The 12,402-nt window shown below is 60.4% G+C and carries 11 protein-coding genes and 1 pseudogene; 4 read left to right on the forward strand and 8 right to left on the reverse strand.

Translation table 11 applies throughout. The features are described 5' to 3' along the window. Positions 1-67 precede the first annotated feature (67 nt). On the forward strand, positions 68-1,396 hold the full coding sequence (locus tag FHT29_RS07190) for a PLP-dependent aminotransferase family protein (RefSeq protein WP_168599458.1): 1,329 nt from the start codon (positions 68-70) through the stop codon (positions 1,394-1,396). Between the two features lie 12 nt (positions 1,397-1,408). On the opposite strand, the gene FHT29_RS07195 is transcribed toward FHT29_RS07190, so the two are convergent. The 5 genes from FHT29_RS07195 to FHT29_RS34410 form a co-directional block, all read right to left on the reverse strand. Further along, positions 1,409-2,482, reverse strand: coding sequence for an acyltransferase (locus tag FHT29_RS07195; protein WP_168599459.1), 1,074 nt, complete (start codon positions 2,480-2,482; stop codon positions 1,409-1,411). Between the two features lie 38 nt (positions 2,483-2,520). Next, a complete protein-coding gene (locus tag FHT29_RS07200; RefSeq protein WP_168599460.1) occupies positions 2,521-3,336 on the reverse strand; it encodes a galactosyl transferase in 816 nt (271 codons plus the stop codon). Positions 3,337-3,426: 90 nt separating this feature from the next. Then, positions 3,427-4,917: a lipopolysaccharide biosynthesis protein gene (locus tag FHT29_RS07205; protein WP_092573630.1), complete on the reverse strand. Its 1,491-nt coding sequence runs from the start codon at positions 4,915-4,917 to the stop codon at positions 3,427-3,429. A 295-nt stretch (positions 4,918-5,212) separates the two neighbouring features. Continuing rightward, a complete protein-coding gene (locus FHT29_RS07210) occupies positions 5,213-5,845 on the reverse strand; it encodes a DnaJ domain-containing protein (protein ID WP_037193235.1) in 633 nt (210 codons plus the stop codon). Positions 5,846-6,041: 196 nt separating this feature from the next. Next, complete coding sequence (locus tag FHT29_RS34410) at positions 6,042-6,440, reverse strand: hypothetical protein (protein ID WP_348644861.1); 399 nt, start codon at positions 6,438-6,440, stop codon at positions 6,042-6,044. A 228-nt stretch (positions 6,441-6,668) separates the two neighbouring features. Between FHT29_RS34410 and FHT29_RS34415 the strand changes: the two are divergent. Further along, a pseudogene (locus FHT29_RS34415) lies at positions 6,669-6,779 on the forward strand (sugar kinase); the annotation flags it as partial. Between the two features lie 60 nt (positions 6,780-6,839). On the opposite strand, the gene FHT29_RS07220 reads toward FHT29_RS34415, so the two are convergent. The 3 genes from FHT29_RS07220 to FHT29_RS07230 all read right to left on the reverse strand — a co-directional run bounded on the left by FHT29_RS07220 (position 6,840) and on the right by FHT29_RS07230 (position 10,196). Next, positions 6,840-8,342 carry a DegQ family serine endoprotease gene (locus FHT29_RS07220; RefSeq protein WP_047638426.1) on the reverse strand — a complete coding sequence of 501 codons (1,503 nt, stop codon included), beginning with the start codon at positions 8,340-8,342 and terminating at the stop codon, positions 6,840-6,842. 265 nt (positions 8,343-8,607) lie between these two features. After that, a complete protein-coding gene (locus FHT29_RS07225) occupies positions 8,608-9,264 on the reverse strand; it encodes a DUF2161 family putative PD-(D/E)XK-type phosphodiesterase (protein ID WP_047554612.1) in 657 nt (218 codons plus the stop codon). Between the two features lie 35 nt (positions 9,265-9,299). Beyond that, the gene (locus tag FHT29_RS07230; RefSeq protein WP_168599461.1) at positions 9,300-10,196 is read right to left on the reverse strand and encodes a LysR family transcriptional regulator; all 897 of its coding nucleotides are present in this window, start codon (positions 10,194-10,196) and stop codon (positions 9,300-9,302) included. A 146-nt stretch (positions 10,197-10,342) separates the two neighbouring features. On the opposite strand from FHT29_RS07230, the gene FHT29_RS07235 reads away from it, so the two are divergent. Further along, positions 10,343-11,536, forward strand: a complete 1,194-nt coding sequence (locus FHT29_RS07235; protein ID WP_037193233.1) for an MFS transporter — start codon at positions 10,343-10,345, stop codon at positions 11,534-11,536. Positions 11,537-11,564: 28 nt separating this feature from the next. Further along, positions 11,565-12,395: an aldo/keto reductase gene (locus FHT29_RS07240; RefSeq protein ID WP_047554614.1), complete on the forward strand. Its 831-nt coding sequence runs from the start codon at positions 11,565-11,567 to the stop codon at positions 12,393-12,395. Positions 12,396-12,402: the final 7 nt, after the last annotated feature.

Genomic DNA, 12,402 nt, shown 5'->3' on the forward strand with positions numbered 1-12,402 from the left:
GAGTAAATGTTCAATATGGGTCAATCAAATGTTATTACGTTATTGAACATTAAAAGATGGCGCGGAAATGGGCGAAAATCGGGATGCGAAGTGGTTTGCCGAAAAATTGAACGATCGGACGATTCGCGGCATTGCGATCGAGACCAGTGCGCTGATCCGCGCGGGCGCGCTGCCTGTCGGCACCAAATTGCCGCCGATCCGCGATCTGGCCTTTGCGCTCGGCATCAGTCCAGCGACGCTGTCGGAGGCCTGGAGCGAGCTCCGGCGTCAGAAGATCATCAGTGGGCGCGGTAGGAACGGCACATGGGTCAGCGGCGATCGTTTCGTCGCCAAGCCGGTGCGTCTTGCGAGCGTGGGTGACTATGGCGACGGCGCACTGAACCTGACCGCAGCCGTTCCCGATGTCCGACTGCTGCCGAAGCTGGAGGCGGCGATGGCCTATGGCGCCTCGGCCGAGAACCTCAACAGTTACGAGCGCAGCCGTATCCTGCCGGAGCTGGAGGAGGTGGTGAGGAAGGCCTGGCCCTACGAGCCGGAAGCCTTCCTGGCGACCAATGGCGGCTATAACGCCGTATATACTTTGATCAACGCTCTCGTCATGCCCGGCGCCTCGGTGGCCATCGAAGATCCCACAGGCATGCGGCTGCTGGATATTCTGGAGGATCGTGGCGCCCGCATCATTCCGGTAAAATGCGACGAGGAAGGGCCGCTGCCGTCCTCGCTGGAAGAGGCGCTGAAGTACCGGCCGGTCGCCTTCGTCTTTCAGCCGCGCATACATTCCGTCACCGGCCAAAGTGTCAGCCCCGCGCGCATGGCAAGTCTCGCCGGCGTCCTTCGCGATAAGGACACGCTGATCGTGGAAGACGATGGTGTAGCCGATATCTCGACGGCTCCGCGTCATTCCATGGGACATCTTTTCCCCGACCGCGTCATCCATATTCTCTCATTTTCGAAAACACACGGGCCGGATCTGCGTCTCGCGGTGCTCTCGAGCTCGCGCGCGATCATCGACCAGATCCAGTCCTATCGCAGCTTTAGTTCCGGCTGGACCAGCCGTATCCTGCAGGCGGCTGCCGCCTGGCTGCTGCGGGATTCGGCGACTGAGGCGTGCCTGGACCATGCCCGCAAAACCTACCGCGAGCGCCGCGCCGGTCTGATCGATGCGCTCGGCGAGCGCGGTGTGAAAGCGTTGCACGGAGAAGGGTTGTGCGCCTGGATACCAGTCTCGTCCGAACCCTTCGCGATGGTGACGCTTGCGGCGCGGGGCATAGCCGTGCATCCGGGCGCCAAGTTCTCCATCCTGCCCAGCAGCCACTTGCGCGTTGCGACCGCCAATCTTTCAGAGCGGCGCGATGAAGTCGCCGATGCCATCGCGCTTGCCGCCGTTCACACCTGACTTTGCCAAGAGCTATTCGCCGGGCGTGCTGGCGCTTACTCCCTTGGTCTCGCTTTTCCAGGATGATGCATATTTGACGAGCAGAGTGGCAAGCTGCGCCGAGGCAAATGCTATGACGGAAATCAACGCGAGATAGAGAACAATATAGGCAAGGGGCTGCGACTGAATCGCACCGAAAACATGGCCGTAGATCTCGGTGAAGCCGCGATGGCACATATAGATCGGATAGGAGAGATAGCCGAGGAAAACGCCGATCCGCTGCAAACTGGCCGGAAGCTCAAGCATCGTGCCGGCAAGGACGATGAGCGGCGAGATCAGGATGCAGAATATCAGCGCATATTTCAGCGAAGAGGTGGGCAGGAACAACAGAATGCAAATCGCCGCGATCGGTAGGACGGCGAAGTAGGTATTTGCTGTTCGCCCGAGCCCGGAAAGGCTTCGGAGCCTGTAGATGATCATGCCAAGGGTGAATGAGAAAAACACGCGGGCGAGGCCGCCATCAACCGAATGCCATTCCCAGCCGAGGTCAAGCGATCTGTGAACGAAGACCGAAGCGATCAGCGCCGCCAGGGAAACAGCGGCAATGGCGATAAGTGTTCGCGTTTTCAATCTGAAAAGCACGAGCGCGAATACCAGATTTGCCAGCAGCTCCCAGAACAGCGACCAGGCCGGCCCATTCAGCGGATAGAGCGGCCAGAGGTCTCCGGCCGAACGGGTCAGGAAGCTCGGCGAAGGCAGCATGAAGACGGTCGACAAGATGCTTGCGAAGAGATCGGCGCGCCCGACGCCTGCGGCCTGCCAGTGCAACAACAATTGGACAAGGCCAAAGACGCTGCCGATCAGGAAGAGCGGATAGAGGCGTATATATCGAGCCTTCATGAAGGCCAGGACGGTCATGCCACCGGCAAGCTTTTCGCCATAGGCTCTGGCGATCACAAATCCGCTGAGAACGAAGAAGAAATCGACCGCGATATAGGCTGATGGCGCATAGGGCCTGTCGAGATGGTAGACGACAACGGCGAATGCCGCCAGGCCGCGCATGGCGTCCAGGGCGGCGTATCTATGTCTTGTTGCATCAGCCGGCATTGATCGAGACCTCGTTGAGCGAAAGCGACGCGTGTGCCCTATCGGGCTGCGCGGACGCCGAAGAATTCACTTCGCAGGTTGCGATCTAGCGGGCGGACACGGGAGAGATTTCCCAGGAACTGGCGTGGATGGCGAAGCACCGATGAGTTCAGAAAATGGGTCCGGATCAGATTGGAGGACTTGCTGTGAGCGCCGCTATGCCCCACCCGGTAGATCGCGCCGCGAAAGGGGAGCGATCCCAGCGGATGACCTTGATCGGCCAGCATCTTGCCGATGCGCACATGGCTGCCGAGCATCGACTTGATGTAATCGATATCGGCGTCTTCGAAGGTTGCCGGCAGCCGGTATAGATCCGAGCGGATGATCAGCGACGTGCCGCAGAAATTGGCGAAGTCGTTGTGATGCAGCAGCAGCCGACCGCCTTCGTTCCATAGATAACCTCTGTCGATCTTCCAGCCATTGGCATCGGCGTTTCTTGCGGCAAACTCGACGATGTTGGCGCTGACGAAATCATCGTCGTCGACGATCATGAAGAAGCGCGTGTCGCGGGCGGAAAGCATTCCGGCCAACACCCGGCGACCCTTGTCCAGACGGAATGCGTCGTAGACTTTTTCGCGGTCGGCGCCGTTGATATCGTGCAGCTGATTTGGCGGGAAGGTTACGCGCTCTGCCGAGAATTTCGGCGGCAGGTCAGGCAGATCGGCACCCTCATTGGCAACGATCACGGCGCGCCAGTCGCCGTTGGTTTGTCCGGAAATCGAGGCTATCGTTTGCGACAGCCTCCTCTTCAACGAAGGCCAATCGTTCGAATTGGCCTGATGACGAACCGGGATGATGAAGGTAACCAGCGTCATAAACGCGCCCTTTCTGACAGTTGGTGCTGCCATGGCGGGGGTCGAAGTGGCATTTGCTGCCTTGTTTCGATCCATTGTCCGCGACGGCAGTTATTGAGCTTTTGCGCGACGACCTTGCAGCGTCGTGCGCACCAGGAAGAGGATCCTTTCCCTGCACAGGAGGAGGATCAGAGCTGAGTAGGTGATGCCGCCGATCAGGATTTCGCAGACCAGACGCGAGGCTATGGACCAGTCGCGCATGGCCGACGATATCGCCAGTACCGCGACAAGCATGCCGAGATAGGCGGCGATCGGTCTGATAAACTGGCCGAAATATTGCGGGATGCTCAGGCCGATCAACCGGGAGACCATCCACAGCGTCGCAGGCCACAGCATCAGCACTTCGACCATCAGCGCAAAGACGATGGTGGTAACGCCATATTTATAAAGAAGAAGCACGGTCAGGATGGTGACGATGTTGCGCACCAGCTGATAGTAGAACCACCAATCGGATTTGCCCTGGCTTGTGATCAGGGATGCCTGGATCACGCCGATGCCGGCCATCAGGCCGATCACGCAGAAGAAGCGCACCGGCCAGATGGCAGCCGCCCAATGCGGGCCGAAGATCAGCGGGATGGCATCGTCGGCAACGGCTGCGAGCCCCATGAAAGCCGGAAAGGAAATCAGCGAGCAGCCGAAGGTGGCCATGAGGAAGGCTTCGCGGACCTTGTTCTGATCGTGCTGCAGGGAAGAGAGCAGGACATGGCTCACCGAGGTCAAGCCGCCGGCGACCACGTTGTTCAGCATCTCGTACAGGCGTCTGGCAAAATTATAGATACCGAGCGCTGCCGGGCTCACCAACGTGCCGATGATCAGCTGATCGAGGTTCATGGTCTGCAGGAACCGGTTGCCGGAGGCGAATATGCCGTAATGCAGCAACTCGCGCAGGCTCGAGAGCTTGATCCGGACACCGGGCAGCCATTTGGCGCCCCAGAAAGCCGCGACACAGGCTGCGGCCGGCGCTGCGATCTGCGCGATCGCAAGCGCCCAGAGGCCGAAGCCGGCGAAGATCAGCGACAGGCAGATGGTTGCGGACACGCAGGTGGCGATCGCGGTACGCGCCGCCGCCAGATGAAAGGACATCGTCCTGCCGATCAAGGCGTTGGGAACGATGATCATCATGTCGAAGAAGATCTTCAATCCGATGATCATCAGCAGGCTGACGATCTCGTCGTGGCCGACCCAATGGGCAACGGTCGGGGAGAGGAAAAACAGCGCGGCATAGAGAATGGCCGCCGAAAGGAAGGAGAGCCAGAAGACCGTGTCGAGATGGCTGCGCCGGATCGACTTCTGCTGGATCAGCGCTTCGCCGAAGGCTGTAGGCCCAAAGCCGGCGGTGAAACTGACGATGGCGAAGGCGAGCGCAACGAGACCGAAATCTTGCGGCAGAAGAAATCGCGACGTGACGACGAAGACGAGACTGTTGAGCGCCGTCGGGATCAACGTGTCCAGTGCCGACCAGAATGCACCCCTCAATGCGGCCCGCGATCGGTTTTCGCTCAGATGTTCAAAGACGATGTCATCCGCTTGGGAAGCCAGCAATCGCATACTCCACGTTTTAAATTTTCAACCGGCGCAGGCGTCTTCCGGCGTCGGCCGATCGCCGTGTCGTCATCTTTGATGGAATCGAACGGCTCACTTGAGGCTTGATCTAGGCCAGCCCTTCGATTTGTCTAGGGACGATTGTTGCATTGCAACATAGCGTTGCTGAAAAGAGTCGGCGATCGAGATAAGGGCGAGCAAACCGACCGTCTCAAGGTGGCTTCGATCGACCGCAAAGATCAGCTTGGACGGGCTTATCTATGTCCCCGCATGCGAGCCATGATCAATGGCGCAATCACTGGGCGGCGGAGCGGACCTTAGGCACTTCGTCCCATTCGATATCGGGCGCCAATTCCGCCTCGTCATGAGATTCGTCCATGACATAGAGATAGCCGTCGAGCATGTCGCAGGCGCGTTCGTTGGCGCCGATCTTCGATTCGGTCTCACTGATCGCGGTGGCAATCGCCTTAATGCGGGCGCGCAGCATGTGGCCGACAACGTCCTTGCCGGGGCGTTTTCCAAGACGGTCGAGATGAAGGTTGATCCGATTGGAATGCCGCTCCAGTTCGCTCTTGCTGAAATGCGCCTTGCGGATCTCTTCGAGAAGAGCCGCCCGCATTTTAGCAACCGGATCGAAGGTCCCGGGCTCGCGTTCGTCCAGAACCATATCGGTAATAAGCTTCTCGATGGCGACCAGCGCCTGCAGATCGACGGCATCGGTCAATTCGACATCATAGCCGGTATCGTCGAAGACTTTTCGGCGCACGGGATCCAGAAGCAGCTCATAGGCCTTCTGCAATTGCGAGAAGGTCTCGGTATCGCCGCCGGAATCGGGGTGTGCCGCCTTCGCCCGTTTGCGATAGGCCGCCTTGATCTGCTCTTCGCCCGCATCGCGCGCAACGCCGAGAATGTCGTATGGATCAGTCACTCCAACTCCTGCCGCCGCTTCGTCCTGTCCCAAGGGCAGAAGCCCTTTGCCGTTGAATTTTCCGGCAGACAAAAAGGTCCCCCATCGGGTCGCTCCTATCTGCCCACGACGTCTTTGTACCATCACAAAGGCAGAGTTTGGACAAAAACAATCACGTGTCAAAGCCGAAGTGTCTCTTCTGTGGAAATGCGGCTTCCTAGATCGTTCGATCGAAGAAGACGGTCGAGCGTGCCTGCTTCAGCCGATAGAGTTGGGCCGGGCGATTGCTGGCACGGCGCATTTCTCCTTCTATTGGCTCGATGAAATCTACTTCCCCCATGCGTTTGCGGAAGGCCGATTTGTCGAGACTGCGGCCCAAAAGGCGCTCGTAGACGGTCTGTAATTCGCCCAATGTGAAGGCTTCCGGCAGAAGGTGGACCGGCAGCGTCGAATATTCGACCTTGCTTCGCAGCCTTGCGGTCGCCGCCCTCAGAATGGTGGCGTGGTCAAATGCAAGGGGCTCCATAACCGCGTCGCCGCTGATCGGCCGCCAGGCAACATCAGTCACGTTACCCCCGTGCCGCAAGGTGAACGCATCCGGCGAAATCAACGCCATGTAGGTTACGCTCAAGCTCCAGCCGCGCGGATCGCGCAACGCATCGCCGAAAACGCCGACTTGTTCGAGATAGGGCGCCGTGATTCCCGCTTTGTCGGCCAGGACACGCCGCGCCGCCGCTTCGAGGTCGCGGTCCTCGTCGACATGGATCCACCCGCCCGGCACACCCAACCGCCGGCAAAAGGATCCGTGCGGCGACGTGCCAGCAGGAGCTCGAGCCCAGCAGGTGAGCACGGCGTCATCTTCAGCGACGGCATCGAGACGGATTTTCTCCCTTTCAACGCCGGAACCCTGGCGAGGATCGGTCTTGCCGAACGGCAGGGGTTGCTGGTCATCTAAACGCAAGCGGCCCGCCTCCCGGAATGGGAGACGGGCCGCTTTGTGCTATCGGTTCAGGCGTCAGGCGGCCGAGAACGGTACAGCCACGAACGTCTTGTCGCCATCACGCTCGATGAGGAGCAGGACGGATTTGCGGCCATCCTTGCTTGCCTGTGCAACGGCGGTCTGCACCTCATGGGCGTTGCGAACCGGCTGGTCGTTGACCGAGACGATGATGTCGCCGGTCTGGATGCCGGCTGCGGCGGCCGGCTTGTCCGGGTTGACGCTGGCAACGACCGCACCCTCGACGCCGTGTGGCAGGTTCAACTGCTGGCGTAGATCGGGAGTGAGGTTGGCGAGGCCGACGCCGATGCTCGGCTGGTTGGAAGGCTGAACCTTGCCATCGCCGTTGTCATTGGCGGCCTGCTTGCTGTCGTCGTTGCCGCCGATGGTGACATTGACATCCATGCTCTTGCCGTTGCGCCACAGAGTGACCGAACGCTGGTCGCCCGGGGACAGATCGGCGACGAGCCGCGACAGATCCTTCGGCGTCTTGACGGTCTCGTTGCCGACGGCAGTGACGATGTCGCCGCTCTTGATGCCGGCACGGGCAGCGGGGGTTCCGTCATTGACGCTGGCGACGAGCGCACCCTGCGTCTGTGACAGGCCCATGGCGTTGGCGACATCCGAGGTTACGGGTTGGATCGCGACGCCGAGATAACCGTGATCGATCGAGCCATTCTTTTCCAACTTGGCGACGATCGTCTTGGCTTCGTCGGAAGGAATGGCGAAGCCGACGCCGACACTGCCGCCGTTCGGCGAATAGATGGCGGTGTTGATGCCGACCACATTGCCTTCGCGGTCGACAAGCGGGCCGCCGGAATTGCCGTGGTTGATCGGGGCATCGATCTGGATGAAATCGTCATAGGGGCCGCTGTGCAGGTCGCGACCACGGGCCGAGACGATGCCGGCGGTGACTGTTGTACCGATGCCGAAGGGGTTGCCGATGGCCAGGATCTGGTCACCGAGCTTCAACTTGTCGGAATCGCCCCAGGCAATGGTTGCCAGCGGCTTCGGCGCCTTGATCTTCAGGACGGCAAGGTCCGATTTGGCGTCGGCGCCCAGCAGCTTGGCCGGCAGTTCGGTGCCGTCGTCGAGTGTCACCTTGATGTCGACTGCGTTCTGGATGACGTGGTTGTTGGTGACGATGATGCCGTCAGGGCTGATGACGAAGCCGGAGCCGAGCGCCATGGCGTGCTGGTTCTGCTGCTGGTGCGGCGCCTGTTTCGGGAAGGGGATACCCTGGTTTTCGAAGAACTGGCGGAACTGCTCGTCCATCGGCGAGTCGCCGCTGTCGGCGCTCGTGTCCGTCGCCTTCATGGTTGTGGTGACGGTGACGACAGCGGGCTTGTCGGCGTCGACGATCGGGGCAAAGGAGCCGCCGGGCGCGATGATGCCGGCAGGCTCGGCTGCGGCTGCTGGGGTTGCGGAGGTGCCGAAGGCAAAAGGCAATGCGCCCGCGCCGACAATGATGGCGGCTCCGACAATGGCGGCGGTGCGATGTTTGCGAAGAATAGATGACATGGCAAAAGTCCCTTGCGAGATTGTTGGCGAATTGGCGTCTTGTCCATCTCCGGGACAGGCGTCGAATGGGTTCGCGTCAATTCTTTCCGGGAGCCTTTGTTTCCCGCACTTACTGTGGGGAGGCAAAGTATAAAATTGAATTGGCGCTGTCATGTAATATGATCCGCCAATTGACTTTTACAAATTAAATATTGATCATGTTATTATTGCAAAATTTTAAGATATTACATGAATTTAATGTTTGGCGGCCCGAATTTCTCCATATTCAGGGCTGTGGCGCCGGCCATCGTTTAAGCGCCTCCGCACCGACTTCCGTAAGCGCATAGATGCCGCGATCGACGCGTTCGAACCAGCCGTAGACGTTATCCCTCAGAATTTGCGGCGCCTTTGGTGCTGCGGCACGCATATCCTTCGGTTTCTGTACGCCGTTTTCGATCGCTGCGGCGCAGGCAAGGGCCTGCTGACGATAGGCAGTCATGATCGGTTTGCGCGTGCTGCCGCCAAGTGCCGGATCGCCCTTTCGCCGGCGATGTTCGTCAACAAGCCGTGATCTGCGGCGCGCATTCTTGCGCGGCATCGGCGAGACAGGGCTGACGACGATGTCGACGGTGCCGCTGTCGGACACCGCCAGCATGCCGAAGCCCAGCCGCCGGCAGAGATCGCGGAAGCGCCGGTCGCTTTCCCGGCCCTTGCCCTTCGCCGAGACCCGGGCGGCAATCCAGACTTCGTCACTGGCCGCGGCACGATCGACCGCCTGCAGGATCAGTTCGAGATTGAAAGTGAGCTTCAGCTCGCAGATGACGACGACGGGCGGCTCGCCGTCATTGAGCCCGACGAGATCGCAGCCGCCGATCTCGCCCTTTACGGCGTAGCCCGCCGTCTCGAGAAATGACTTGATCGGGAGATAGAGTTCCGTTTCCAAATCCTGCTCTCCGCTCTGGAGTGTCCGGATTCGGTTTATCCGATTCGGTTAACCAGAAAGTCGATAAAGGCGCGGATGCGGGCCGCCAGGTGCTCATGGCCGGCATAGACGGCATGGATGTTTTCGATATCCTCCGGATTGAAGTCTTCCAGAACTGGCACCAGCCGTCCAGAATCTATATCCGGCTGCACGTGAAATTGTCCGATGCGGGCAAGGCCCATGCCCTCGAGGCAGAGGCTGCGCACGGTCGGGCCGTTGTTGGCTTGGAGATTGCCCTCAACGATTTTCACAAATTGCGCGCCGGTGTGTGGATCGCGAAAAGGCCAGCCTTCGGCCGTCGGACGGAAATTGAAGGTCAGGCAATTGTGATGGTCGAGTTCTTCCGGCGTCTTCGGAAGACCCTTCCGTTCGATATAGGCCGGCGATGCGACGACGACGCGGCGGCTTTCTAGAAGCTTGCGGGCCTTCAGCGAGCTATCCCGCAATAGCCCTGAGCGAATAGCGACGTCGGCGCGCTCGCCGACGATATCGATGACGTTGTCGGTGAGCGAGATGTCCAGTTCGATCTCGGGGTAGCGTCTCAGGAAATCGGGAATGAGTGGCACAAGGCAGCTCACGCCAAAGGCGACGGAGGCGCTGACCCGCAGCAAACCACGTGGCACGGCCGCCCCGCCGGCTGCCACGATCCTCTCCGCTTCCTGAATATCCGTGAGGATCGCCTGCGCCTTTTCCAGATAGATCTCACCTTCCGGCGTCAGTTGCAGGGAGCGGGTGGTGCGCACCAGAAGACGGGTGTTCAGCCGCTCTTCCAGCCGGGTGATGAGCTTGCTGACGGCAGACGGAGACAGGCGTAGTTTCCGCCCGGCCGCCGAGAAGTTGCGAAGGGTCGCCACCTGAACGAAGACATCCATCTCGCCGGCGCGATTGTCCACTTCTTCCTCCTGGCTTTGAATTGAATTCACAAGTGTTGCGTTTATATAGGCGATTATCGCTTGAATGTCTTGGCCCCATATTCTCTCCCGAACAAGAACCTATGCAGCCGGAATTCTCCGGCCTGTCTTTTGGATCGGGTGATCTCATGCCTCTCGCTCTCTTCGCGTTGACGATCGCTGCCTATGCGATCGGGACAACCGAATTCGTCATCGTCGGTCTGCTCCCCACTGTGGCGAACGACCTCCACATCAACCTGCCGCTTGCCGGCCTCATCGTCAGCGTCTATGCGCTCGGCGTCACCTTCGGCGCACCGATCCTGACGGCGCTCACCGGCCGCATCGAGCGCAAGCCGCTGCTGCTTGGCCTGATGGCGCTGTTCATCGTCGGCAACGGCATGGCCGCCTTGAGCCCGGGATATGCGCCGCTGCTCGTCGCGCGCGTACTTTCCGCCTTCGCCCACGGCGTGTTCTTCTCCGTCGGCTCGACCATCGCGGCCGATCTCGTGCCGGAAAACCGCCGTGCCTCGGCAATTGCCATGATGTTCATGGGGTTGACGGTTGCGATCGTGACGGGCGTTCCCCTCGGCACCTTCATCGGCCAGACCTTCGGCTGGCGGGCCACCTTTGCCGCCGTCGCAGCTCTCGGTGTCATCGCCTTCGCCGCCATCGCGCTGCTGCTGCCGTCGAACCTGAAGAAGGCACCGGCGGCCGGCATCGGTGAGCAGATCCGCGTGCTTGCGAGCGGCCGCTTGTTGATCGTCTTCGCCATGACGGCGCTGGGCTATGGCGGCACTTTCGTTGCCTTCACGTTCCTGGCTTCCATCCTGCAGGACGTGACCGGCTTTGAAGCCTCCGCCGTCAGCCTCATCCTGGTACTCTATGGCGTCGCCATTGCCATCGGCAATGTCGTCGGCGGGCGCCTCGCCAACGGCAATCCGGTGCGCGCGCTGACCTGGCTGTTCATTGCCCAGGCTGTGGTGCTCGTCCTGTTCAGCTTCACGGCTGTCTCGCCCTGGCTTGCCATCCCGACGCTGGCCGCTCTCGGCTTCCTGTCCTTCGCCAATGTGCCCGGGCTGCAGCTCTATGTCGTCCAGCTTGCCCGGGAGGTTCGCCCTGCCGCCGTCGATGTGGCCTCTGCCCTCAATATTGCCGCCTTCAATCTCGGCATTGCCGCGGGTGCGTGGGTCGGCGGCCTGGTGGTGGAATCCTCGCTTGGCCTCGGTGCCACACCCTGGGTCGGCGCGATCCTGGTCGTCGCTGCCTTGCTTTTCACTCTCTGGAGCGGCGCGCTCGACCGCCGCTCGGCCTCCACGGCGCAGGCCGTCTCCTCCGCTGCCTGATCAAACTTTGCAATCGAAAGGACAATCCATGCAAATCGTCAGCGCCAACGGCGCCTCCATCCCCGCTCTCGGCTTCGGCACCTTCCGTGTGCCGGGGCCTGACACCGAACGCATGGTGGCGCATGTGCTCCGCAACGGCTATCGCCACATCGACACCGCCCAGATCTACGGCAACGAGGCCGAAGTCGGCGATGGCATCCGGCACTCCGGCATCGCCCGCGCCGATCTGTTCCTGACGACGAAGGTCTGGGTCGAAAATTATCGCCACGAGGCTTTCGTCGCCTCGGTCGACGAAAGCCTGAAGAAGCTGAAGACCGATTACGTCGATCTCCTGCTTCTTCACTGGCCGAACGCTACAGTGCCGCTTGCCGAACAGATCGGCGCGCTGAACGACGTCGCCAGGGCAGGAAAGGTGCGCCATATCGGCGTCTCGAACTTCAATCGGGTGCTGATGCGCGAGGCGGCAGCGTTGAGCGAGCTGCCGCTCGTCACCAATCAGGTCGAGTATCACCCCTATCTCGATCAGTCCGCTGTCATCGAGACGGCAAGAAGCCTGGGCATGTCGGTGACCGCCTACTATGCCATGGCCGACGGGAAGGTATTGTCTGACACGCCGCTGAAGGAGATCGCCAGCCGGCATGGAAAGTCGGTTGCCCAGATCGTCCTGCGCTGGATCGTGCAACAGGGTCTGGTCGTCCTATCGAAGACCGTGTCGGAAAGTCGCGCGATGGAAAATGCCGCTATCTTTGATTTTGCCCTGACGCAGGATGAAATGGCGGCAATCCACGCGCTTAGCCGCCCGGATGGCCGCATCGTCAGTCCCGACGGTCTGGCACCTGTCTGGGATGAGGCAGCTTGAATTCTAA

The organism is Rhizobium sp. SG741 (assembly GCF_012275435.1).
In the GTDB taxonomy this organism is placed as follows: Bacteria; Pseudomonadota; Alphaproteobacteria; order Rhizobiales; family Rhizobiaceae; genus Rhizobium; species Rhizobium lusitanum.